This is a genomic window from Treponema sp. OMZ 906 (assembly GCF_024181185.1).
In the GTDB taxonomy this organism is placed as follows: domain Bacteria; phylum Spirochaetota; class Spirochaetia; order Treponematales; family Treponemataceae; genus Treponema.
The window spans coordinates 1,267,984-1,291,918 of record NZ_CP051196.1 but is presented as its reverse complement, the minus strand read 5'-3'; the positions used below and the strand labels follow the sequence as shown (position 1 = coordinate 1,291,918).

The 23,935-nt window shown below is 46.0% G+C and carries 19 protein-coding genes; 13 read left to right on the top strand and 6 right to left on the bottom strand.

The genetic code is table 11. From position 1 onward, the window contains the following. The 4 genes from prmC to E4N69_RS05730 all read left to right on the top strand — a co-directional run bounded on the left by prmC (position 1) and on the right by E4N69_RS05730 (position 5,608). The gene (gene prmC, locus E4N69_RS05745; RefSeq protein WP_253824791.1) at positions 1–954 is read left to right on the top strand and encodes a peptide chain release factor N(5)-glutamine methyltransferase; all 954 of its coding nucleotides are present in this window, start codon (positions 1–3) and stop codon (positions 952–954) included. A 446-nt stretch (positions 955–1,400) separates the two neighbouring features. Continuing rightward, complete coding sequence (locus tag E4N69_RS05740; RefSeq protein ID WP_162663428.1) at positions 1,401–2,093, top strand: TPM domain-containing protein; 693 nt, start codon at positions 1,401–1,403, stop codon at positions 2,091–2,093. A gap of 475 nt (positions 2,094–2,568) precedes the next feature. Next, entirely contained in the window at positions 2,569–4,449 is a 1,881-nt protein-coding gene (locus E4N69_RS05735; protein ID WP_253824790.1) for a RelA/SpoT family protein, read from the top strand. A 19-nt stretch (positions 4,450–4,468) separates the two neighbouring features. Beyond that, positions 4,469–5,608, top strand: coding sequence for a vWA domain-containing protein (locus E4N69_RS05730; protein ID WP_253824789.1), 1,140 nt, complete (start codon positions 4,469–4,471; stop codon positions 5,606–5,608). 472 nt (positions 5,609–6,080) lie between these two features. Here the strand turns inward: E4N69_RS05730 and E4N69_RS05725 are convergent, their stop codons facing one another. Then, positions 6,081–7,637 carry an InlB B-repeat-containing protein gene (locus E4N69_RS05725; protein ID WP_253824788.1) on the bottom strand — a complete coding sequence of 519 codons (1,557 nt, stop codon included), beginning with the start codon at positions 7,635–7,637 and terminating at the stop codon, positions 6,081–6,083. Between the two features lie 147 nt (positions 7,638–7,784). On the opposite strand from E4N69_RS05725, the gene E4N69_RS05720 reads away from it, so the two are divergent. From E4N69_RS05720 to E4N69_RS05710, 3 genes are all read left to right on the top strand, one after another. Next, positions 7,785–8,786: an AAA family ATPase gene (locus E4N69_RS05720; protein ID WP_253824787.1), complete on the top strand. Its 1,002-nt coding sequence runs from the start codon at positions 7,785–7,787 to the stop codon at positions 8,784–8,786. Positions 8,787–8,801: 15 nt separating this feature from the next. After that, positions 8,802–10,790 (top strand): transketolase, encoded by a 1,989-nt coding sequence (tkt, locus tag E4N69_RS05715; protein WP_253824786.1) that lies wholly within the window; start codon positions 8,802–8,804, stop codon positions 10,788–10,790. Positions 10,791–10,854: 64 nt separating this feature from the next. Further along, positions 10,855–13,143, top strand: a complete 2,289-nt coding sequence (locus E4N69_RS05710) for a methyl-accepting chemotaxis protein (protein ID WP_253824785.1) — start codon at positions 10,855–10,857, stop codon at positions 13,141–13,143. A gap of 131 nt (positions 13,144–13,274) precedes the next feature. Here E4N69_RS05710 and E4N69_RS05705 read toward each other — a convergent pair whose 3' ends face one another. Beyond that, positions 13,275–14,681 carry an MATE family efflux transporter gene (locus tag E4N69_RS05705; RefSeq protein ID WP_253824784.1) on the bottom strand — a complete coding sequence of 469 codons (1,407 nt, stop codon included), beginning with the start codon at positions 14,679–14,681 and terminating at the stop codon, positions 13,275–13,277. A 2-nt stretch (positions 14,682–14,683) separates the two neighbouring features. Then, positions 14,684–15,445 carry a hypothetical protein gene (locus tag E4N69_RS05700; RefSeq protein WP_253824783.1) on the bottom strand — a complete coding sequence of 254 codons (762 nt, stop codon included), beginning with the start codon at positions 15,443–15,445 and terminating at the stop codon, positions 14,684–14,686. A gap of 206 nt (positions 15,446–15,651) precedes the next feature. On the opposite strand from E4N69_RS05700, the gene E4N69_RS05695 reads away from it, so the two are divergent. Beyond that, positions 15,652–16,398 carry a copper homeostasis protein CutC gene (locus E4N69_RS05695; protein WP_253715572.1) on the top strand — a complete coding sequence of 249 codons (747 nt, stop codon included), beginning with the start codon at positions 15,652–15,654 and terminating at the stop codon, positions 16,396–16,398. 15 nt (positions 16,399–16,413) lie between these two features. Here E4N69_RS05695 and E4N69_RS05690 read toward each other — a convergent pair whose 3' ends face one another. From E4N69_RS05690 to E4N69_RS05680, 3 genes are all read right to left on the bottom strand, one after another. Then, entirely contained in the window at positions 16,414–16,977 is a 564-nt protein-coding gene (locus E4N69_RS05690) for a chromate transporter (protein WP_253824782.1), read from the bottom strand. Then, complete coding sequence (locus tag E4N69_RS05685) at positions 16,974–17,561, bottom strand: chromate transporter (protein ID WP_253824781.1); 588 nt, start codon at positions 17,559–17,561, stop codon at positions 16,974–16,976. The genes E4N69_RS05690 and E4N69_RS05685 overlap by 4 nt, the downstream gene beginning before the upstream one ends. Positions 17,562–17,623: 62 nt before the next feature. Further along, a complete protein-coding gene (locus E4N69_RS05680) occupies positions 17,624–18,550 on the bottom strand; it encodes a transcriptional regulator (RefSeq protein ID WP_253824780.1) in 927 nt (308 codons plus the stop codon). An 81-nt stretch (positions 18,551–18,631) separates the two neighbouring features. Between E4N69_RS05680 and E4N69_RS05675 the strand changes: the two genes are divergently transcribed. The 5 genes from E4N69_RS05675 to E4N69_RS05655 are packed head-to-tail and all read left to right on the top strand — an operon-like array spanning position 18,632 to position 23,929. Next, complete coding sequence (locus E4N69_RS05675) at positions 18,632–19,699, top strand: tetratricopeptide repeat protein (protein ID WP_162664767.1); 1,068 nt, start codon at positions 18,632–18,634, stop codon at positions 19,697–19,699. Beyond that, the gene (locus E4N69_RS05670; protein ID WP_162663417.1) at positions 19,696–21,015 is read left to right on the top strand and encodes a lytic transglycosylase domain-containing protein; all 1,320 of its coding nucleotides are present in this window, start codon (positions 19,696–19,698) and stop codon (positions 21,013–21,015) included. Before E4N69_RS05675 ends, E4N69_RS05670 begins: the two co-directional genes overlap by 4 nt. Positions 21,016–21,028: 13 nt before the next feature. Then, the gene (locus E4N69_RS05665) at positions 21,029–22,342 is read left to right on the top strand and encodes an OmpA family protein (RefSeq protein ID WP_253715565.1); all 1,314 of its coding nucleotides are present in this window, start codon (positions 21,029–21,031) and stop codon (positions 22,340–22,342) included. A 13-nt stretch (positions 22,343–22,355) separates the two neighbouring features. Then, complete coding sequence (locus E4N69_RS05660; RefSeq protein WP_162663416.1) at positions 22,356–22,769, top strand: tetratricopeptide repeat protein; 414 nt, start codon at positions 22,356–22,358, stop codon at positions 22,767–22,769. A 17-nt stretch (positions 22,770–22,786) separates the two neighbouring features. Further along, the gene (locus E4N69_RS05655) at positions 22,787–23,929 is read left to right on the top strand and encodes an exo-beta-N-acetylmuramidase NamZ family protein (RefSeq protein WP_253824779.1); all 1,143 of its coding nucleotides are present in this window, start codon (positions 22,787–22,789) and stop codon (positions 23,927–23,929) included. Positions 23,930–23,935 lie beyond the last annotated feature (6 nt).

Here is a 23,935-nt window from a genome sequence, read left to right as displayed (position 1 = left end):
ATGTTTACCGTCGCCGATGCCCGCCGCTGTGCCGTCGATTTGTTTATGCAGTCGGCAATACTGAAAACGCAGCCACGCTCGTCTTTAACGCTCGATGCGGACGTCCTGTTGCAGCACTTTCTTAATAAGCCGCGGGCATGGCTTTTTGCCCATGATGACACCGATATTTCCCCGATACGGGAAGCCTTTTGCGCGGTAGTAGAGCGGCGCTGTACCGGTTTACCCATTGCCTATATCACCGGCGAAAAAGACTTTTGGGGGCTTCCCTTCCACGTGAGTCCCGATGTGCTGATCCCTAAGCCCGACACCGAACTGCTGGTAGAGCGGAGCCTTGCTATCATAAGAGAAAAAGCGGCGGCTCTCCTACCCGAACAAAATCTGTTCATACTCGACCCCTGCACAGGATCGGGCTGCGTTGCAATTTCCATCTTACATACGCTTGAAGCTGAAAACATACGAAATCTCTGCTGTATTGCCGCCGATATTTCTCCCGCAGCTCTCGCCATAGCCCGCCTCAATGCGGAGCGGCTCCTGTCGGCTGAAACACAAACTCGGCTGCACATCATCGAAGGCGATATGCACGCATTGCCGGAAACCATCGCCCGTTTTGAAGAATCACTATCTTCATCTTCCTTGATCTCCAAGCCTATCCGCTTCGACCTTATCGCTGCCAATCCGCCGTATGTACCCTCTACGCTGACGCAGGAACTACTCAAAGACGGGCGGAATGAACCGGCATTAGCCCTCGACGGCGGCTCCGACGGTCTTGATTTCATACGGATTTTGACAAATAATACCTGTACTGTCCTGAACTGCAACGGTGTCCTTTTAAGCGAGGTAGGAGAATACCATGCCCAAGCCGCAAGCAAGCTCTTTGAAACCGCAGGTTTTTCGGATGTCCGTATCCACCAAGATTTAACAAGCCAAGACAGACTAATCGAGGGCGTATTTTAACGAAGGGTAATCAAAGCAGCTAAATTGATCAACCCTGCAAAATAATTGGGGTTGTGGTTTCGGTGTTGTTGACAGTGGGTATGTCTCTCATATACTATAAATACAGAGGAAGACATACTATGAGCTATACTGCAAAGGTTGATATGTCAGGCGAAAGTTGAAAATATGCTTTTTCTAACTCACGATTCATTAATTCCTTATTACAACGAACACTGCATAGTACCGGTAAAAAACCGGCATTGCAGGCAGTACAAGAAGGAATATCACTTAATCAATTATGCAGTATATAAACTTTCATAAAAGCCGATAAGAAAAGCAGGGTAATCGCATCGGAAAGGATAATATGTGATATGCCGTTTTTCATAAAATATGCCATAATAGGTATTTTTTAAAACTGGACGTTTTTAGAAGATACTCCAGATTGCTTTAAATGAGGAAGGAATACGATGAAAAAAAATAGGCTATTAAAGCTAATGAATATTTCTCCTATTCAAATGAGAGAAATTGCCGATACGGTCGCGGAGGTTGAAAAAAAGACTACCGGAGAGATTGCCCTTGCGGTTGTATACCAAAGCGATTCATATGCCTTTGTAGAGTTGTTCATTGCATGTTGCGCGGCGTTTCTTTCTTTTTTCATTCTGTTTTTATGTTCCGCTCCTATCTGGAGTCTTTTAGAACGCACCGTTTGGTTTCCGTCCCCTGCCCAGCTGACAGCGGTCATCGGAGGTGGTGCAGCTACTGCTGTATTTATTGTTTATTTACTGGTAAATATTCCCGCAATCGACCGGTTGATTATTCCGAATACTTTAAAAAATCGTCGTGTATATGCGCGTGCACTGCAACACTTTGTCGAAAGCGGCGTATATAAAACAGCGGAACATTCCGGCGTTCTCATCTTTGCATCCGTACTGGAACGGAAGTTCTTTGTCATCGCCGATTCGGGAATTGCTGCAAAAGTAGCGCAAACTAAATGGGACGGCATTTGCGAAATTATGACCACAGGATTAAAAGAACACCGCGCAGCCCAAGCCTTTGTTACCGCCGTAAAGGAATGCGGCAGGATTCTACAACAGAACTTTCCTAGCGACGCAGAAAATTCCAATGAGCTACCTGATGGACTTGTTATCTTGGAATGTTAAAATTCTTTTGAAAATATACTGCGCATCTATTGCGTCGCATTGCCAAAGGTATGTCTCCTTATACGTTTTTGCCAGCATATTTCGACAACGTCGAAATATCGCTTTTCTGACGGGATATCAATAGTTCCATGTAGAATCTAAAGCTAAGGAAACTGTCCAAAAGCTGAAGCTTTTAGACCGCCCCAATACCATGCCCAAGCCGCAAGCGAGCTCTTTGAAACCGCAGGCTTTTCGGACATCCGTATCCATCAGGACTTAGCAGGCCAAGATAGACTAATCGAAGGCGTATCGGAACAACCGCACTAAGGTTAGTGTAACGGTTGTTCCCTTCCGTGTGAAATTTTGTCAAAAATTTCACACAGTTTATTTTTACAGAAGGGCAATCACAGCAGACCAATTGATCAAGACCTCAATTATTTTGCGGGGCTGCTAAAAACACGATCTGCTGCGGTTACCATTTCCTGAGGATGACACGATGATACAAAAAGTTGAAAACTTAAGCAGTCTTGAACATTTTTTTGCGCAGTATCCCTGTTATGCGGAAGCGGAAAGTCCTGAAGACGCCGCCCGGATTACCGCTGCGTGGAATCTTTTGCTTGCAAACCGTATACCCGATACGGCTGCAGACGCCCCCATTCCGCATGACGCCGCTCATTCGCTACGCATGGCGCACAGTCTTGCCGAGCTTGAAATGGATTCCGAAAGTATCATCTGTGCACTGCTGTACAGCGAAGACGGGAGCTTTACTTTACCGGATGATCAACTGCGCGCACAATTCGGAGATACGGTAGCGGACATCCTGAATGCGGCGGCAAAGTTTTCCGACGTAAAGCTGTACGGCAAAAGCAAAGAACATACCGACACTGTGTGCAAGATGTTCTTTTCCCTCGTAAGCGACTTACGGGTTATGATTGTCCAACTTGCCGACCGGCTCGATAAGATTCGGTATATTTCAGAATATCCTGCGGAGCGGCAGCGCAGTATCGCCGGTGAAATCAGTGAAATCTGGGCGCCGCTTGCCCAACGGATGGGTATTTCCACCGTTCAAAATGAGCTTGAAGATTTAAGCCTCAAATACATCAACCGCGAAGCCTTCGATCAGATAAAAACCGTTGTCGCAGCGAAGAAGAAAGAACGGGAAGCCTTTTTGCAAAGCGCCGAAAAAACCATCTATCAAACGATGGAAAAAGCGGGAATCAAGGTTAAGGTACAAAGCCGCGCCAAACATTTTTGGTCTATCTATCAAAAAATGAAAAAGCGGAACAAGGCGGCGGATGAATTGTACGACCTCCTCGCCGTGCGGATTTTATGCACCACAGTGAACGAATGCTATACCATTCTCGGCCTGATGCATACGGTATGGAAGCCGCTTGAAGGCCGCTTCAAGGACTACATCGCGATGCCGAAGGCGAATGGCTATCAAAGTCTCCACACCACCGTTATCTGCAAAGGCGGGCAAACCTTAGAAATCCAGATACGCACGCACGAAATGCATGAAATAGCCGAGCGCGGCGTTGCAAGCCACTGGGTGTATAAAAAACACAGCAAGAACAAAACGGCGAACGAGCAGGAATTATCTTTTGTGCAGCAAGTTAAATCGCTCGCGCAACAGCGTTTTAATAATGAAGAATTCCTCGCGGAACTGAAAAGCGATTTATTAAGCGATTCGATTTTTGTGTTTACTCCTAAGGGTGATATTATCGAGTTGCCGGCCGGTGCAACCGCCGTCGATTTTGCATACCGTATCCATTCGTCGATAGGAGAAAAGCTCGTATCCGCGAAGGCAGACGGCGCCATCATCCCGCTTTCTCGCCCGCTCAAAAACACACAAGTGGTAGAGGTTATCACGCACCCGAACGCGCACCCCACGCACAACCAGTACGAAAACGCCCATACGACGCGGGCTCGTCAAAAAATCCGTGCTTGGCTTCAGTTGAACGAAAACCTGCTCCGCAGTGAAAAAGAAGAAAAAGGACAGCGAACGGATCTTACGGAAGATTCGGCAAAAGAAGCGTTGCGTCCGCCCAAAGAAACACCGGAAGAAGCTGAAACGGCAAAACGGGAACTTGAATCAGCTCAAAAGGATCCCAAAAAGAACCCTGCATTGCGGATACGCATCGGCGGTTCTACCAACTTTCCCGTACGTTTTGCAGGGTGCTGTAAACCGACCTCCGATTCCGCCATCTGCGGCTATGTCGCCAACGGTAGAGGAGTTATCATTCATCGGAAAAGCTGTATCAACCTCAAAAGAATCCCCGATTTGGAAGCCCGCCTCATCGACGTTGAGTGGGATATAAAGGAAAGCAAACAGAAAAATCTCGAAAAAGCGCAGAAAAAGATTAAGCCGCGTAAGTAATCCGTTCGATATTAAAGATATGAAAAAGAACGGTATTATTACGGTTATTGCGCTTATCGGATTCCTGTTTCCCGTATTCGGGGCGGATTTAGAGCTTGACCAAAGCGATCTTGCGGTTATTCAAGACCCCAAGGGCGCCGGATATCACTTTTATATTCGAAAAAAGCCCGATATCGCTTCCATCTTAATGACGGAGACGACAAAGGATCCTCAAAATCGGCTCGATAACTTTGCATACCGCGATTTCCAATACAACAGCATTAACGGCGATGAAAAACGTATCCTAAACGGCAAAGAGCTGGATACCCGCGGAAAGCGACTTTACAGCCTGATAGACTCCAGTCCCGAAAAAGACACGCCGCTCGGCGAAGCATTTCATATTTGGGTACCGTACATTATCTGTTACGGCTATGAATGGGACAGACACGGCGAAGTACAGGTATTGGACGGCACGTTTTTTAATATCCGCGCATTTGAGAAGCCGTATGCCGATTATACCGGCTCCTTTAGCGATAACCCCTTCGTCCTCCGTGTAACGCAAAAATCAATTAAGGAAGTACATGCTCCGGCTTTTAGCGAACCGGCCGCCGCTTCTTTTTCGGAACTTGCCCGTTTGAGCGGCAATAAACTGATCTACTCTGAAAACGTCGACGGTATTATGCCCTCAATTGAAGTCATCCTGACACCGAAGAAACACAAAAAACTCGATGTGGTGTTTGTCATCGATGCAACCGAAAGTATGAAGGATGATATAAAAAAAGTCAGAGAGCTGCTTGCGGCTTCGTTAAAAAAAGTACTTCCCAAATATGATTCATACCGGATAGGGCTTGTCCTTTATAAGGACTACTATGATGATTTTCTGACTAAAACCGCAACCGATTTTACCTCGGATATCGATCGTTTTTCCGCTGCGCTCAGGAGTTTTAGCGTATTCGGCGGCCGCGACATCCCCGAAGCGGTTTACGAAGGCATCGACGCGGGACTCGACCTTGAATGGCGTACCGATGCGGATATCGACCGTAAACTGATCCTTATCGGCGATGCCCCGCCCCATCCCCGCCCTCAAGGTTCAATTACGAAAGAGGGAGTTATCGAAGCGGCAAAAGCAAAGGATGTAAAACTGTTCCCGATTATTCTTCCGCATAATAAAACCTACTAGACCTTTTGAAATATACGGCATATCTGCGTTGTCACTACGCCGAAATAAATGCTCAACGTATACCTGATACGTCTCCGCTTTATTTCGGCTAGGCTCCTAGCATCTACGCCGTCTATTTCAAAAGGCTTACGGAAAGGGTATTTTATTATGTTGCTACTGAAAATCCTCAACGTATCATAACGGACAAGGACGGCGGTGGTTCTAGTCAGTAGCCTGCGGTTAATTTGTACGCCCCTAGCATTTTCAGAACAGACACGGATGTCCGTGGTTCCATGCAGCAGCGATGTTTTTGTGGAACAAAAACTCGCCATCAATGCGTCCATGGAGGGACGGGGTACTAATCAGCAGTGAGTTTTGTGCACGCACAAAACTCGTCTTTTCCCGACATACACGGATGTATGTCGGGAAAAAGTGTACACGGAGGTACACTTCTGGACAGGCTATTTTCAAAAGGCTTACGGAAACTATGTTGCTACTCCGTTAAAAACGCCGCTTCGTATTCGCCGTTAGTAATAGTTCTGATAGGCAAACTTTCATAACATATATCGTATACGTCATTCATATCGCCAAGGTTGGTAACATGATCATATTTCTCATATAAGAAGCCGATCCGGTGATCCTGCTGCATTACCATTGCCGAATACCCGCTCTCTCCGGTAAATACTTGATATTTTTTCCACTGATTTTTATCTGCCAATGCAGAAAGGCTGATGTTCTCTTCTATTACGCGCCAATAGATGCCGACATCCTTGCGGATGTTCGGTTCGCCGCTCTTAGGGTGCGGTTTTGAGGATAAGGGAATAGACTGTAATGCAAGATATACCGGCGCTTTCGTATCGGTTTTACGAACCTTTATAATACATATTTCACCGTTCGTACCGCGTTCCGTTCCGAGCGGCGCAGTTTGAGCGCTTTCCCAATGCCCGCTTGCAGTTCCTTCATTTGTATAAGTGAAGATATTAAAAAGACGTCCGTTTTTTGTGCGGCTTGAAAGCAATACTCTACCGTCAGGAAGCTCTTCAACCTTGGCTTCATCACCGTTCGGTATCGGCGACACTGTTGCATCACCGAGAACCTGCCATGTTTCGCCGAAATCGTCGGAGTACAATACGGCATTTCCGAAGAGGTGCTTTGCCGTATCTGTAATCAAAATTGCTGAATAAATACGATAATAACTACCCTTTTTTATCTTGCGAGACTGCATAATCTTCCCGGAACCGAAAAAGAGCGTTCCCCAATTGTCGTTTAAACCGTAAATGGAAGTCGTAATATCCTCAGGCGATGTGAAGGTTCTGCCTCCGTTTGAGGAACGAATCCTGACGACTTTAAGCCGCGTACTTGCATTTCCTGCTGTATAATGTCCGTAGCGAGTGTCCCCGTGAGCACAAATAATCAGTACATTATCCGATTCCCTATCTGCTACGATAGCGGCATCTCCATAACCGTATTTCACGGAATTATCCGGTGCATTTGTAATTTTTGTACTGCTGTTATCCCATGTCAAGCCGTTATCGGTAGAGCGTTTAACTATTACATCCACGCGATGGATATCGGAGTGTTGATTCCACTCCCCATTAGGCCCGAACCTGCCTATATCGGCAGTATGATTGTACCGTAAATCCGTAACGGCAATCAGCGTCCCGTCTTTTGTCTGTGCCAATGCCGGAATTCGAAAATAGTTTGTCGCTCCTTCAGTTTTCTTACTTTCCCATAACTCCTTTTCTAAAAAAGTTTTAGGAGTCCATTTTGCGTACAGCGTCATATTCCCCATAGCGATATCGGAGGCCGTATTCCATTGAGCATTGCAATTTTTATCTTTATACCAGCCGGAAAAATTCCATGTCGGATGCGTAGGACTCGGTATATCAGTTGCAGGAATAGTATGATTTTTAACAACAGTTACCGGAGCCGGTGGGGTGGTAAGTCTACGCGTATCAAAGGTTACACTATATATTCTCGGAGAGTGAGAACACCCGCTAATTATAAACACACCGGCAAGAATAAAAACAAGGGAAAAAAATCTTTTCACACGCGGCTCCTTTAAAATCGATCTTTCTAACACTATCAATATGATTAAAAGTAAAATGCAGCCTACATACAAGGAATAAGATTATAAGAAGTTACAGAATTACCTTATCTTGCATAGAATGAAAAATATGCGTACACTTTCGTTATTATGGAGAGCTTACCAACCGAAGTGCTGCAGCGAGTTGCTGCATTTAAACAACAAATGGCCGTATCCGTCATTGGGCAGGAGCAGCTGATTGATGACATTCTAGTCGCTTATATTGCAGGTGGACACGTGTTGTTGGAGGGGGCGCCCGGTCTTGCCAAAACCTTAACGGTGCGGACTTTCGCGGAGCTTTCTCAATTAAGTTTCAAACGCATCCAGTTCACGCCCGACTTGCTACCTGCCGATCTTACCGGAACGCTCATCTTTGATTCTACCGCGCATCGCTTTGCGGTACGAAAGGGGCCGCTTTTTGCGCACGTAGTGCTGGCTGACGAAATAAACCGCGCTCCGGCAAAGGTTCAATCCGCATTGCTCGAAGCGATGGCGGAAGGTCAGGTTACCATCGGCGAAACGAGCTATCCCCTCCCCGAACCGTTCTTCGTGCTTGCAACCCAGAATCCGATTGAACAGGAGGGTACCTATCCCCTTCCCGAAGCAGAACTCGACCGCTTCCTGTTTAAACTCTTTGTCCCCTACCCTAAACCGGCGGATGAACTCGTCATCATGCTGAAAAGCGAGAATATCACCGCTTCGGTAAAAAAAATGCAAGCGCCCGAAACCGAAGCAATTCTTTCCGTCGATATGCTCCATACCATCCGTAGAGGCGCCGAAGCCGTCCGCTGTACTGAAGGTTTACACGAATACATTATCGCGTTGGTTACGGCGACCCGTCCCATTATCGAAAAACGGGAAGAGCTGCCCCGCGGCAGTTACCTCAGCTATATCACCGTTGGAGCCTCTCCCCGCGCGAGCATCGCCCTCTACCGGTGCTCAAAGATACGGGCATTTTTAAACGGACGCGACTACGTTCTTCCCGAAGACATAAAAACTCTCGCCTACCCTATTCTGCGCCACCGCTTAAAACTTTCGTATGAAGCGAGCGCGGAAAATATCAGTGCAGATGAAATTATCGCCGAGCTGCTCGAACTTATTCCGCAGCCGTAACATATTGGAGGAACTATGAATAAAGAACTTGACGCCGTAGCGCTTTCGATACGGAGCCTTTCAATCGATGCAATCGAAAAAGCCAATTCCGGCCATCCCGGGCTTCCGCTCGGAGCCGCCGAACTCGCAGCGGTGCTGTATGCAAAAATTTTACGGCATAATCCGAAAAATCCCCAATGGGTAGATCGCGACCGGTTCATCCTGTCGGCGGGGCATGGGTCTATGCTCCTGTATGCCGCGCTGCATCTGGCCGGTTACGATCTTTCGCTCGACGATATCCGCTCGTTCCGGCAGGTCGGTTCTCGCTGTGCCGGCCATCCCGAATACGGCCTCACCCCCGGCGTCGAAGCCACCACCGGGCCGCTCGGTCAGGGTATTTCTACCGCAGTCGGGATGGCGATTGCCGAAGCGATGCTTGCAGCGCGGTTCAATACCGAAGAGTACCGCATTGTCGATCACTACACCTACGCGCTGGTGGGAGAAGGCTGTTTAATGGAAGGCGTTTCTTCCGAAGCATCGAGCCTTGCCGGTACGCTGAAACTCGGTAAGCTCATTATATACTATGATAAAAACAATATTACGATAGACGGTTCAACCGATATCGCCTTTACCGAAGATGTTACAAAGCGGTACGAGGCTTACGGTTGGCAGGTGCTGCACGGGTCGATGTATTCCTACAGCGATATAGAAAAACTCACTGCGGAGGCGAAGAAAGATCCCCGCCCCTCGCTCATCATACTCGATTCGGTAATCGGAAAAGGAGCGCCCGCTGTCGAGGGAACCGCCGCCGCACACGGAGCGCCGCTCGGTCAAGAGAAGCTGGCGCAGGCAAAGAAGACGCTGGGGCTTGATCCTGCAAAACAGTTCTTTGTTGCACCCGAAGCCTATCGTTATTTTGAAGAGCGGCAAAAGGAATTCGCTCAAGCGGAAGCTGACTGGAATAGTCGCTTTGCCGCGTGGAGTACCGCCTATCCCGAACGGCGCAAAGAATGGGATCGCAGCTTTGTACAAGGCGGCATCGATCAAGCCATACTCGACGGTGTAGCCGATCCTGTCTTTAAAAAAGATGAGATGATTGCGACGCGGGCGGCTTCCAAAACCGCACTGAACGCTTTTGCAAAAGCATTTCCGAATCTTGTCGGCGGTTCGGCGGACTTGCAGGGGCCGAATGCGGTTGCCTTGCAGGATGCCCAATCCTTTACCGCCGCAACGCCGCAGGGACGGTATATCCACTTCGGTATCAGAGAATTCGCGATGGCAACGATTACCAACGGTATTCAGCTGCACGGCGGCTTCCGCGCCTTCTGCGCAACCTTTGCCGTATTCTCCGACTATCTGCGTCCGGCGCTCCGGCTCGCGGCACTGATGCGCATCCCTTCTATTTTTGTATTGACCCACGATTCCATCTTTGTCGGCGAAGACGGCCCGACCCATCAGCCGGTGGAAACACTCGCAAGCCTCCGCGCCATTCCTAATCTATTGGTACTCCGCCCTGCCGATGCGGAAGAAACCGCCGTCGCATGGAGAATTGCGCTTGAGCAGAAAGACCGGCCGGTCTGTTTAATACTGAGCCGCCAGAATCTGCCCATACTGGAAAAAGCCGAACCTCAGTGGAAAGCTCTGATGAAAGCCGCCGGCAGCTATATCGTAAAAGACACGATCGGTACGCCCGATGTAACGATACTTGCAACCGGTTCCGAGGTTAGCCTCGCCTGCGAAGCTGCTCAGCTTGCAGCCCCGAAAAAAGTACGGGTGGTTTCCGTTCCGTCGAAAGAGCTTCTGGAAGCACAAACATCTTCATATAAAGAGCAGTTGGTGGGAAGCAGTGCCGTCCGTGTAATGGTTGCAGAAGCAGGAGTTAAACAGGGCTGGGCAGGCTGGGTACAGTCACCGGAGAAAGATATTTTCTCGATAGAACGTTTCGGCGAATCTGGCCCCGCAAAAAAAGTTGCGGAGCATCTCGGATTTACCGCCCAAGCGCTTGCAGCCCGTATCAAAGAATAGAAACAAAGGATTACCAAGGCTGCTTACTCTATGCAGCCTCGGTAAATTTAAAAGGAGAGAGACAATGAAACATATAAAAAGACTTACAGCGCTTTTAATCTTGAGTATATGCTTTGCCCCCGTGTTTTCCCAAACCATTCAGAACGGGGTACTCGATCTCCGCGGGAACAACTTCATCAGCGCTAAAACTATTGCGATAAGCGGTAAGATGGGATTCTATAATCGTCAGCTACTTTCTTCACCGGAAGATGTGCGTAACCCTGCAGTATTTATCGAATGTCCTAAAGAATGGAGCGCAACCGTTTTATCCGACGGAACAAAGATGTCCGCTTTCGGATACGGTACCTATACGCTGCAGATTTTATTACCGGAACGACACCCAGAATTGGCAATACAAATTCCTTCTCCGGTTTCAGCATGGAGTCTCTATGTGAATGGAGAATTACAAGACCATTCAGGACGAGTTGGAGCTTCACGAGAAGCATCGATCCGCGGCGAAGCAGATATTCTCTATTATATTCCAAAAGACATCACTGAAGTATTCCTTGCCATTCAAGTTTCAAACTTTTTTCATTCGCGCGGCGGTATTTACCAAACCATTAGATTTTCGACAAAGGCAAAAGCCGACAGCGCCAATTTTGCATTTCTCTTTATTGAGATTTTTGTTTTCGGTTTTGGTGCAGCAATTATTCTGTATCACCTTGCGCTCTATCTATTTCAACCGGATAATAAAAGTATCCTATGGTTCGTATTCTTCAGCATCCTTGTTGTTCTCCGCAACATGGTAAAGGGTCCGGTCTTTAGAATCCTTTTTTCTTCTTTATCGTGGAGTATTGATACTAAAATCGACTACCTTACCTTTGCACTGCTCGGTTTTTCCGTAGTCGGTTATTTTGCTACGCTCTATCCTAAAGATACTCATAAAATTATTAACCGTATCATTATGATCGAAGCGTTGACATACACCGCCTTTATTTGTGTAACACCGTCTTATATATACGGAAAACTCATACAAGTTCACCAATTCGTGATTGTCATGATTATCGTGTATGTCATTTATTTGATCATCAAGCTGCTTATGCGTAAACGGGAAGGGGCGATATTTATTATCGTCGGTATCGTTGCGTTAATATTATTTACTGTCAATGATTTACTTTATAGTATGCTGATTATTTCTACAGGCAACCTTCTGCCTTTCGGTTTTTCCGCATTTTTATTAGCGCAGGCATTCGGTTTTGCATGGAAAACACATATTTACAATCGTCAAAGCGAGGAGATAAAAATACAACTGTCGGATTCCAACAAACAAAAAACACTTTTATTTAATGAAATCAGAAACACTAGCGATAAGCTACAACAACAAGAAACGGTTCTGTCACGAAACATGGATGGAGCAGAAAAGGCAATGCAGGCCTTATCAATTCAAGTGCAAACGTTAAAATCCGAAATGTCCGAACAAAGTAATCAGCTTCGGAGTACGCAAAACGCAACCGACAGCTTTAACGCTTTCTTGAATACGATGCGCCAAGGAATTGAACGGCAATCCGATGCGGCGGAAGAAACGGTAACACAAATTAAACAGTTGAATAATGCTACTAACGGACTAACGGAAAAGTTCAACGAAATAAATCATAACTTTTCTTACATCCGTGAAGCAAGTGATGCCGGTAAACATCATTTAATAACGGTTACGGATATTATCAATGCGATTTACGAAAGTTCGGAAAGCCTGCTGGAAACAAACCAAATTATTACCGCTATCGCAGAGCAAACGAATTTATTGGCTATGAATGCGGCAATAGAATCTGCCCATGCCGGAGAAGCGGGAAAAGGATTTGCAGTCGTTGCCGATGAGATACGAAAACTTGCAGAAAACTCTGCGTATGAAGCTGATAATACCGGTAAGATTTTAAAGCATATCAATAAAAGCATTAAAGACTCTGCAGAAGCTTCGGATGTGTTGCGAAAAAGCTTTGACAATATCAATACACAGGTCAATAACTTCCAGACGATATTAGGAGATATTTCATCATTTTTAAAAGACGTCGATATACAGGCAGAAAAAATGAACAGCGCTATGCAATCGCTGGCTGATCAATCCGTTGATGTTCAAGAGGAACAAACCGAGGTATCTGAACTAAGAAACAAAATCAATGAAAGTTTTACCAGCTTATTGCAAGCAACCGAAAAAGTACATACGGAAATAGCGGCTATGTTCACAAATATCAAAAGTTTAAATGATGCAGTTGAGACAACACGCGGAGTAGAAGCCGAAACGAGCGAATCAATCGGTACGCTCAATGCACTGATTACACACACTGATCATCTGCAAAATATAAAAACCAATGAATAAATAGCTGAAACGAATCAGCAACCCCGACGCAAGCGTCGGGGCACAGTGCTCAACGTTTCGCACTGTGTGTTCTATAAGGTGGTTGCAGTCGGCTTTAATACCCTTTCTCCCAAAAGCCGTACCGGACTTCATCATTTTACCCAGCGAGTTGCACCCGTTCTTAACAGTCGGAATTCACGTTTAATTAAAATGAGGATCGGAATTGCCGTTACCAGTTCGATAAACAACGTACCATAGTACACACCGCGGACGCCGGTGAAACGAGGCAAAAGCAGCATAACGGGAACATACAGTACGACCTGCTGCATAAGAGCAATTACAGAGCTACTAAGGCCTTTGTTGATTGCGGGGAAAAAACTCAGTGTTAAAAAAGTAAGCGGCATCACAGGCAGCAGTGCCATAAAGATCCTAATTTGTATGCTATTCTCTGTAGTAATCAGGGCACGGTTCATCATAACACCGGCAGCTACGTCGGGCATGGTAAGTGCGAAAATCCAAAAGGGAAGTACGAGAATAAAAGCAGCCATTAAAAAACATTTAAATACTGCAATAACACGCTCAGATCGTCCTGCTCCGAAATTAATACCGATGATAGGAGACATCGCAATCATGAGTCCTGCAAGAGGTTGTATGACAAAACTGAACAGGCGGGTAACTACACCGTAAAAACCAATATCGTGAGCAGAGCCATAGCGGGCAATAACGTTCAATACCAACATACTTTGCAGCACCATCATAATTTGCATAATAAAAGAAGATAACCCCATTCGAATAATCGTACTGACAATATCTTTGTCCAACCTGATTGCGCATGCTCGCTGCAACAAAGAAACAGATATCCTGTCGCCCGCGGAATCCGCATCTCGCTGCACCAATGGGGAATGAATAACATACAGCATACAGATCAACGCCTGCACGATCATACCGATGTTCGTACCGATTGCAGCCCCCTTAATGCCCTGCTTAAGCAAAACCATCAACACATAGTTTGAAAGCCCGTTTACCGCCAAACCTATCGCCATAATGACGGCAGCGGTTTTCATTTTGCCTTCAGCGCGAATCAGCGTATTGAGCGCAACAGCATATATCCAAGGAAGTGCACCCCATAAAAGGGTCCGGTAATACACATCGCCGAGCACAAGTTCATTTCCCCTGCCACCCATCGCAAAAAGCAGCGGCTGAGAAAAACGAAATCCCAACAGCATTACCGCTGCCGAAGCGATAAGCACCAGCGCATTCGCATTCCCTAATAACCGCCGCCGAATATCGGTATCTTCCGCGCCGATCGCAATACTTAATAGGGAACCCGCTCCCGTTCCGATCAGGAGCCCGAAGCCGGTAAGCGCAATTACCGGCGGCAGCGCAATGGAAATACCTGCAAGCGAGCCTTCTTCAGCAAAGCGCCCGACAAATATTCCGTCAAGCACATTGTTCGCTCCAAGCAGGAACATCGCAATAACTGCCGGCCATGAAAAATCTATTAAAATCTTCCAGAGATTATCGTTTAAAATCTGTGCCCGTTGTTTTTCCGTTTCCATGTTTACTCCTGCGCACCGCTTGTTTGGGGCAAGTACTTGCTTGCCATGTGCAGCTGATAGTTAATGACCAGTTTACAATAGAGAATTGAAGAAATATATGCATTACACGTTAAAAAGATAACCCGTGCTAATGACGGTGTATACTGCGGATTGTCCATAAGAGTAAAACCGGCATAAAAGGCGGTGGCAAACAGTATAAGAAAAAACGGAAGAACGACAAAAAAATTTTTCCGGAATATAGCCTTACTTTCGGCAATAATGAGCTTCATCTTCATGCTCTCTTTTTTATAAACCAAAATAGTCGGTACAAATACTAACCGGCTGAACCAGTATAACAGAAATATAAAGACCAACCCTCTGCCTACCCAATCCATATCGAAGAATGCGGCAGATGCTTCCGGTCGTACCGAACGGAGAATCATCATAACCGCAGTAACCGGTATGATGATAATAATCAACTGAATAAAATAGATAAAATAGAGGCGTAGAATTACGGCAAAAATAGAATTGAAAACAACATTGCCTATTTGTTGCTTTATATACGCCTGTTGAAAGTAGACAATAGCGACTGTTTGCAGAACTGCTACGGCAAGAATTAAAAGAGCTATAAGAGAATTTAAAGCTTCGTTTGAACTGTTAAACAGAGACAGCGCATTTGAAACAACTGCCAAACCTATATAGGCAAGAGTATAGTTGATAAACGGTTTCCCCAGAAGTCTCATATCGGATACGATCGATCGGATAAGATTGATGAATTGTTTCATACCGGTTTTCCTTCTATTTATTGTATTCTTAACGGTTTTGCTATCATAATCAATATCCGATGTTTTTACAACGAAATAATATATTTTTTAAGAAAGACCGGAGAAATACACAGGGATTCCGCATTATAAATATTTTAAGCAATTTCCTGCTTTACTGTGCGAAATACATCGTTGACCTTTCATAAGGGGTATCCTATAATTATGGAATGAAAAGCACTATTACCATTGAAATTTGCGCAGGCTCGCTCGATGATGCAATTGCAGCCGAAAAAGCCGGCGCCGCAAGAATTGAATTGAATTCTTCATTGTTTTTGGGAGGGCTAACCCCCTCGCTCGGCACCCTTCTCCTCGTTAAAAAAGAGACCAACCTCAAAGTGATGACGATGGTTCGCCCCCGCGCTGCAGGTTTTTTGTACACCGCATCCGAATTTAAGACAATGAAAGAAGATGCAAAACTGTTTATCGACAACGGAGCTGACGGTATCGTATTCGGATTTTTAAAAAAGAATGGAACGATAGACGAAAAGCGGTGCGAAGCGCTCATCAAAATTGCAGGCGATAAAGAAAAGGTATTCCACCGTGCTATCGATGTCGTACCCGATCCCCTTAAAACGCTCGATATTTTGATTGATCTCGGCTTTACCCGCGTGCTCACCAGCGGACAGGAACCGACCGCCTACGAAGGCATGGAACTGATCGCTGCGATGGTTAAGCACGCAAAAGGCCGCATAGAAATTCTACCCGGTGGCGGCATTACAAAGAAAAATGCGGCGAAGCTCGTAAAAGGTACCGGCGTCAATCAGATCCACTTTGCAGCGTTAAAAGCCGTTGCCGAACCTTCGACGGCAAAGAACCCCGCCATCTACTACGGCGGCGCCCTTTACCCGCCCGAAGACCGGTTTGAAACCGCCGACCTCGGCGCAATGTCCGAAATTATCGGCACCGTAAAATAAGCGCCGAATCGTTTTTTAAAACAACACAAGGCCGACGGCAGCGCCGGCAAGAATTAAAAAGATGGGATGCAGCCGCTTAAACAGCACTTGCACAAGCAAGAAAAGGCAAAAGACGGCTGCAGCTTTCCAGTCAACCAATTCCGTCCATTGTCGCGAAGCGTAAAAGGCGGGCAATGTAAATACTGCAACCGCAAGCACGTTCCATGCGGCAGCGGCAATCATCCCCGCAGCTCCCGCCCGCAGCCCATACATGGTGTTCTTAACCGGCGCCGCATTTTGAAACGATTGGGCAAAGCGGGCGATTAACACAATAACAATCAGCGACGGCAGCACAATCCCTGTTGTCAACACAAGGCTGCCCCAAATACCATACAGCTCGTACCCGATATAGGTCGCCATGTTGATACCGATCGGGCCTGGCGTCGACTCCGAAACGGCTATCATTGCAATAAACTGTTCCGAGCTGATAATTGAGCGAGCTACCAACTCCTGCTGCATCAAACTGACGGCAACCAGTCCACCGCCGATGGTAGAAAGGCCGATATACATAAAAAGGAAAAATAAACCGAGCAAACTCATTCTTTATCCTCCTCACGGCGACCGGAAGTTTCTTTGCCGTTTCGGATAATCTGCGCACAAAACCCGATAATACCGGAGGCAAGCACTATCAAGATACCGGACACATTCCACACGGACATCGCGAGAAACGCACCGACGGCAATCCCCGCGGTAACAAAGTCCGTAATAATCTTTTTGCCGAAAGTAAAAACCGCACGGGCAAGCAGAGCGGCTACAACGACATAGACACCTTTCATTGCGCGCTGTATCCATACAATATCGGAAAAGCGGGAGATGGAACCGGCTATCAGCGTAATGACAATCCACGAAGGGCACACAATCCCTATCGTGCTCACAATCGCCCCCGAAAGACCGGCACGTTTATACCCGCAGAACGTCGCAACATTCACCGCAATGATTCCCGGCGTACACTGCCCTATCGCAAAGTAATTCAGAATTTCTTCCTCAGTCAGCCACTGCTTCGATTCTACCAATTCTCTTTGCAACATCGGCAGCATACTCATGCCGCCTCCGAAGGTAAAAAGCCCTATCTTAAAAAAAGCCGTGAACAACTGCACATACCGCATCAATCCGTCTTTTATCATCAATCTGCCCCCCCCTGCCTTTACAGAAAACCGCAACTAATGCGGCGATTACCCCACCGTTACTATTTTTTTAAAAGCTTCAAAACTTTTGCTTTAAACTTTGAAAACACCGAAGGTTCTTGAAACTTAGCCGTTTTCTCTAATGCAACAAAATCCAGCGCAGCTTCATCAAGACTGAAATCGTTACCGTTTTTTTGCTTGAGACTATCCCAATGCTTGACAATCCAGACATAAATATCGCTCTTCGTCCGGTCTTTAAAATCGGAAAGCAGCGTATATTTGTCTATCACAGCGATAACCGGAAGATACACCGTTTTATACCAAGAAACCAGCGCATCGTTAAAGTCGATTTCGGTATGCTGCTGCTCGTTCATATAATACTTATGTACAAGGATATGATTATAGATAACATCGTAGCGGCCGGTTGCGGTAAAGTCCAAATCCCAATAATCGGTTAGATCGCCGAAATGTGTTTCGTTGTAAAACACCCGCTTTTCGTAACGGATAACCGCATCGAGCAGCGTGTCCAGCCTGACATCCGGCGGCAGCTGCACCTCGCTTTGCAGTGAGATCACTTCGGCATCGATAAACTCAACGCCCTGCGTCTTCGCCACCGACACACGGTGATTCCCGTCACGCACAAAGTACAACCCGCCAAGTTCGTACAGCTGAATGGGCGGCAAAACAATGTCGGATAAATGAGCCTGATCGATATTCACCCACCGCTGCTTCAATTCGTTTGAACGAGGTAAAAAATGATTGTCAAAATCGTTATAACGCCCCTCACTGCCGACTATTTTTTTAATCGGAACAGTTTTGAGCCCGATGTATACCTCATTCTTAGGTTTTAAAATTTTTTTTACGTCGTTTAAGGAAAGGAGCCGTTTTTTATCGGGATGCATAATATTCTGCATCTCATTGATCCATGCTTTATTGCGTGCTCTGGAAAAATCTTCTTGTGCCTGAAATCTGAAAGCATCCGATTGCATAGTAGTGATATAATGGTAGTAAATAAAAAACGGACTGTCAAGGCAAGCGGAGTCTTGTCAATATACACTGACTGTGATAGTATGCCTCCCGTGGTACGGTTTAAAAAGTCTCTGTTCGGTTGTTTTATATTGTACATCTGTGCTCTATTGTGTTCTTGTTCTCACAACCGATTCGATTATCTGTATACCGGTTTACGTGAACATCGCAAAGAACAGAAAACCTTGGTAGAATTATTGGAAAAAGAACAGAAGCCTCAAATACGGTTCGCCCTCATCGATAAGATTGCCTCTCATTTGCAAACTGAACATAAAATAAAATCACTGACAGTATTCCTGCAATCCGTTATTGACGAAGAACCGGACAATCCGTATAATGCCTACTTTCTTTTACGGCTCGCGGCAGCATATCGAGAATTCCAAGAAGATACCATTGCTGCATATTATTTTGAATACATCGTTCAAAATTATTCCGATATGGTTGTAAACGGACAATCAATCCACCTACTTTGTTTGAAAAATCTAATCGAGCTCGTCGGTACTGCCAGAAAATCGATTGTTTATTATTCGCGGCTTTTAACCGATTTTTATAATGAGTTTGATCCTGCACAAGCATATTTTATGCTCGCGCAGGCTTATGAAAAACAAGGGGAATGGCGGCTTGCAATCCAAGCTTATACGCAATTTTTAAATCTGCACCGGTTTGATGTTATTATTCCGGGAATTCCCGACAGCTACGGCTATGCGCGTAAAATTGTCGATTACAGTACGTCGACAAAAAGCTGGACGTTCAATACACTTGACGACCTCGTAAAGACCATCAAGACCGCGATCCGCTCACGAGATTATGCGACATTGGAACGGTGTCGCTCAAAGGTGAACTTCTTCGCAATGTCGTGGAAACAGGAGTTATCCGATACGCAGCAGCAGCCTGATACGAATCTAAAGGACTTTATGTACGGCAGCGCTATCAGTATTGCCTCCGAGTTGGATCCGTCTTCCACGCCTTACGAAGCTTATTTAAGGACTTCCGGTTGGAACCAATACGTCCGTACATGGTACCTCTACTTTAGGAAAATCAATTTCCCTGCCGATCCGACAATTCATGGCCGCTGGGAATGGGCAGGTATTTATTATGGAGAAAAAGTTTGAGCATACATTTTACCGATAAAAAACCACAGATAAAGTACTTCTGCGTCGGCATCATAGCAGGGGCGCTGTATATTCACCCTATCTATGCAAATATTCAATCAAAACCGCCTGTTTCGGACACAGAGTTATATGTAAATAAACAACTTCTCAAAAACTTTCAAAGCAACACATTTTTACACAGTACCCTCATTCCTCACGATCATCCATTAATCGAAAAATTTCGTAAGCAGTATATGAGTACCGATGGCTATAACTACCTTTCAAAAATAATGAAGCGTTCCGCTCCGTACCGGGATTTCATTATCGAGCTGTTAGAAACCGAAAATATGCCTGCCGAACTACTGTTTCTCCCCGTCATAGAATCGGGTTTTTTTGAAACAGCTACGTCGAAATCGGGTGCCGTCGGGATTTGGCAGTTTATGAAGAACAGTATCGGCGGATACAACATTCATATTGACGATTGGGTTGATGAACGGCGCGATCCGTGGAAAGCGAGCATCGCTGCGGTAAAAAAACTCAAGTGGAACTACAGCCAATTCAACGACTGGCCACTTGCACTTGCCGCCTATAACAGCGGAGCGGGAACGATACGCACAGCTATCAAAAAGGCGGGTAAGGCGGACTACTGGTACCTTGCAGAGCACGGTTATTTAAAAAAAGAAACGCTCTATTATGTACCGAAATTTCTCGCCATTGCAGAAATACTTTCTCGCAGTGAAGAACTGAACATCGATTGGGGAAATACCGAAGACCACCCGCCTACTTCCACGATAGAAATCAAACGGGCAATCGATGTGCGGTTACTCGCAGAGGAACTCGGCCTTGACTCCGAAACTATTAGGAAACTTAATCCTTCACTCCGTTACTTTATCACCCCGCCGAGTATCAAATATCAGCTCCGTCTTCCGTCGGCATACACGGAGGCTGCACAAACAGTACTCAATCAATCCGATAAACTGCTGATAAAATACTATCAATACCGCATTAAATCCGGCGACACGCTCTATGCCCTCGCAAACCACTACGGGGTGAGCATCCAAAGTATTTTAAACTACAACACAGGCCTTAAACCCGAAACGTTGAAAATAGGAAAGACTATCCTTATTCCCGCATTAAAGTCGGTTGGAACATATTCGGGCAAGAACATCGTACAGGCGGGAAATTTCGACGGTACGCACACCATCCGACAGGGCGACACACTGTGGTCACTCGCGCTGAAATATTCGGTTTCAGTCGAACTTCTAGCCCAGAAAAATAATCTGTCGGTAAATAGTGTCCTCAAGTTAGGGAATACCCTAAAAGTGCCGATACTATGACGAGGACATATCTATGAAACATTCAGTCTCCCTTACCGTTTTCGTTCTATGTGCTTTGGCATTCTGCTACGGCTATCCATCAGGGATGGAATCCCAAACAGTACAAAACTGGGAAACCGCTCAAGTAGATTCAAAGATTACAATAGATTTAAATAAAAGCGGACTGTACCTGCCGACCGATAGAAATGCGGCAATACGGCTTATCCAACAAAACCGTTCTTCGCTCTTAAAGAATGCTTACCTTTCCATATTGGTGGATTCTTCCCACAGGATCGGTAACTATCTGGCGGAAGAAAAAATTTCCTTCACCGACATCAATACCGTCATTAATAACGGAAAAAGTACGGCACCTATTCTCTCGCAAGAATTACAGACGGCTATTATCTATCATCAAAATCCTTTGCAGGAACTTGCCAATCTTTTTGTAAAACACAATGCGCCGTATACCCCTTCATTTTTTCCCTTCGGTACGGCGAGTAAGGTATATACCGGTATTTTAATCGACGCTCGTGGACAACTGCCCGTACACGGTGAGTATTCCAGCGAACAACTCAATCCTTGTTTATTCCCCAAAATATGGAATAAAAACATGAACCTGATTTATGAGAAAAACATCGTAGACCCCGATCAGGCAAAAAAGCACAGCATTGTTTTGTATACAGGGACACTTGATGAAAGCGAATATCGAGATAGAATAGGTACGGAGCCATTAAGGATTATTGCACGCGGTGTATTCGGCGATAACCGTACCGATCCGATTATCAGCAATGAAGATGCAGAACGGATCCTTGCAAAAAAAGAAAATATCGAACTGCTCCGCCAAGGGAAGATCGTTATTGTATGCGATAAAGATACCTTGCAGGTCTCTCCGACATATCCGCTTGTGGATGAACAGTTCTATTTTATGTATCATGATATAGAAAAATTCTTCTTAGACCGCGAACCGGAAAGTATCAGCGTCAAAGCACCTGAAAATGTTATCAAAATTACTATGCACGATGAGATACTATTCGTAGCAGATTCGGCAGAAATTCTTCCGGACGAAACAGATCGCCTTAATATAATTGCAGAAGCGTTGAAAAAAGTCGGACCAAACACACACTTCTTAATTGAAGGGCATACTGCTGACCTTAATCGCCCTGAAGGGCAACGCATCCTATCTTTGCAACGAGCTGATAAAATTGCTGAAGAGCTTGCAAAACGCGGCATTGAGGCAAATAGAATGCAAACCGCCGGATACGGAGCAACGCGTCCCATTGCACCGAACGACACCGCTGAAAACAGAGCAAAAAACCGCCGCGTCGAAATTACTATTCTGCGCGACTAACAGGAGTTGATATATGAAAATAAAAAGTATTGCATCTCTTGGATGCATGATTATGGTATTCGGTCTTTTTGCGTGTATGACTGTTCCTAAGGAATCAGAAATACCGGAAGAAGCAACAGCAGCAGATTTAACACAAAAAGCGCAAGAAGCCTTCGATTCCGGTAACTATCGCGCTGCACGTGTCTATTATGAGACTATCCTAAAACGCTTTGCCGATGATGACAGCGCGTGCATCGCCGCTCAATACGAAATCGCACACTTGCACATCAAACGACATCAGTGGAAAGATGCTCACGCTATGCTCGAAAAGATTATCGCACAATATGAAGGACCGATGGCAATACATTTACCGCCCGACTACTATAAGCTGGCAAAAATCGACTATGCCCGTGCTGCAGAAAAGCTCGGCACTAAGGCAAAACAGTAAGTTATACCAGTTTTACTATGGTTCTAAATGGAATAGACCGGATACATAACTTCGATTTCCTCTTTAAAGGGAAAAAGCTCGGTGTTATCACTTCGCTGTCCGGTCTTTCTAAAGATTTTACCCCTTCATGGAAAATACTTGCCGAACGGTACACAGTACGCGCCCTCTTCGCGCCGGAACACGGGCTTTATGGCTGTGAAAACGCCGGCACAGTGTGGGATAGTGAAAACAAATCGATTGCCGGTATGCCGCTCTACAGTCTCTACCGGCAAGACGGGCAAGATTTCAAACCTGACACGCTGACCGATATCGATACCTTAGTGTACGACATTCAGGATGTCGGCGCCCGATTTTATACCTACATTTCTACATTGATACTTGCTATGCGAGCTGCTTCGATGCACGGCAAAGCCGTTATCGTTCTCGATCGACCTAACCCACTCGGCGGCGTTAAAGTAGAAGGTAACATCGTTAAAAAAAGTTTTGAAAGTTTTATCGGCATGTACCCGCTTTGCATCCGCTACGGTTTAACCGCCGCCGAACTTGCACGAATGGTACATACGGAAGAACAGCTGTGCTGCCCGCTGCACATTGTACCGATGGAACACTGGCACCGCGATATGCTTTTTACCGAAACCGGCCGCGTGTGGATTCCCCCCTCCCCCAATCTGCCGCACTTTGACAATACGCTTGCCTATCCGGGTACCGCGCTATTTGAAGGAACCAATGTATCCGAAGGCAGAGGTACGGCGAATCCGTTTGCCCTTATCGGCGCTCCGTACATAGAAGCGGAAAAACTTGCCGATACGATGAATACCGCAGGGCTGCGCGGTGTGCATTTTTTACCTGCCCGTTTTACCCCTTTCGCATCAAAGTATGCAGGTTTGCCATGCTACGGCGTACAGCTCCTTATTACCGACCGCAAAGCCTTCGAGCCGGTTAAAACGGGCATAACACTCCTGTTTGCCGTTAAGACCACCTACCCCGATGATTTCAGGTTTTTGCCCCCTGTGGAGGGGAACGTTTCAGTGTCGATAGACCGGCTCGGAGGAGACAGCCTATTGCGGACAGCCTCTTCCGCAGCCGAAGTGTACAGCATATTTGAAAAAGAAGCGGAAGTTTTTTACCGGCATATCAGGCCGTTTTTTATCTACTCGTAGGAGGGA

Excerpts from the sequence above, each read along its gene's own strand:
- prmC (WP_253824791.1), top strand. The coding sequence starts at position 1 with ATGTTTACCGTCGCCGATGCCCGCCGCTGTGCCGTCGATTTGTTTATG.
- E4N69_RS05740 (WP_162663428.1), top strand. The coding sequence starts at position 1,401 with ATGAAAAAAAATAGGCTATTAAAGCTAATGAATATTTCTCCTATTCAA.
- E4N69_RS05735 (WP_253824790.1), top strand. The coding sequence starts at position 2,569 with ATGATACAAAAAGTTGAAAACTTAAGCAGTCTTGAACATTTTTTTGCG.
- E4N69_RS05730 (WP_253824789.1), top strand. The coding sequence starts at position 4,469 with ATGAAAAAGAACGGTATTATTACGGTTATTGCGCTTATCGGATTCCTG.
- E4N69_RS05720 (WP_253824787.1), top strand. The coding sequence starts at position 7,785 with ATGGAGAGCTTACCAACCGAAGTGCTGCAGCGAGTTGCTGCATTTAAA.
- tkt (WP_253824786.1), top strand. The coding sequence starts at position 8,802 with ATGAATAAAGAACTTGACGCCGTAGCGCTTTCGATACGGAGCCTTTCA.
- E4N69_RS05710 (WP_253824785.1), top strand. The coding sequence starts at position 10,855 with ATGAAACATATAAAAAGACTTACAGCGCTTTTAATCTTGAGTATATGC.
- E4N69_RS05705 (WP_253824784.1), bottom strand. The coding sequence starts at position 14,681 with ATGGAAACGGAAAAACAACGGGCACAGATTTTAAACGATAATCTCTGG.
- E4N69_RS05700 (WP_253824783.1), bottom strand. The coding sequence starts at position 15,445 with ATGAAACAATTCATCAATCTTATCCGATCGATCGTATCCGATATGAGA.
- E4N69_RS05695 (WP_253715572.1), top strand. The coding sequence starts at position 15,652 with ATGAAAAGCACTATTACCATTGAAATTTGCGCAGGCTCGCTCGATGAT.
- E4N69_RS05690 (WP_253824782.1), bottom strand. The coding sequence starts at position 16,977 with ATGAGTTTGCTCGGTTTATTTTTCCTTTTTATGTATATCGGCCTTTCT.
- E4N69_RS05685 (WP_253824781.1), bottom strand. The coding sequence starts at position 17,561 with ATGATAAAAGACGGATTGATGCGGTATGTGCAGTTGTTCACGGCTTTT.
- E4N69_RS05680 (WP_253824780.1), bottom strand. The coding sequence starts at position 18,550 with ATGCAATCGGATGCTTTCAGATTTCAGGCACAAGAAGATTTTTCCAGA.
- E4N69_RS05675 (WP_162664767.1), top strand. The coding sequence starts at position 18,632 with ATGCCTCCCGTGGTACGGTTTAAAAAGTCTCTGTTCGGTTGTTTTATA.
- E4N69_RS05665 (WP_253715565.1), top strand. The coding sequence starts at position 21,029 with ATGAAACATTCAGTCTCCCTTACCGTTTTCGTTCTATGTGCTTTGGCA.
- E4N69_RS05660 (WP_162663416.1), top strand. The coding sequence starts at position 22,356 with ATGAAAATAAAAAGTATTGCATCTCTTGGATGCATGATTATGGTATTC.
- E4N69_RS05655 (WP_253824779.1), top strand. The coding sequence starts at position 22,787 with ATGGTTCTAAATGGAATAGACCGGATACATAACTTCGATTTCCTCTTT.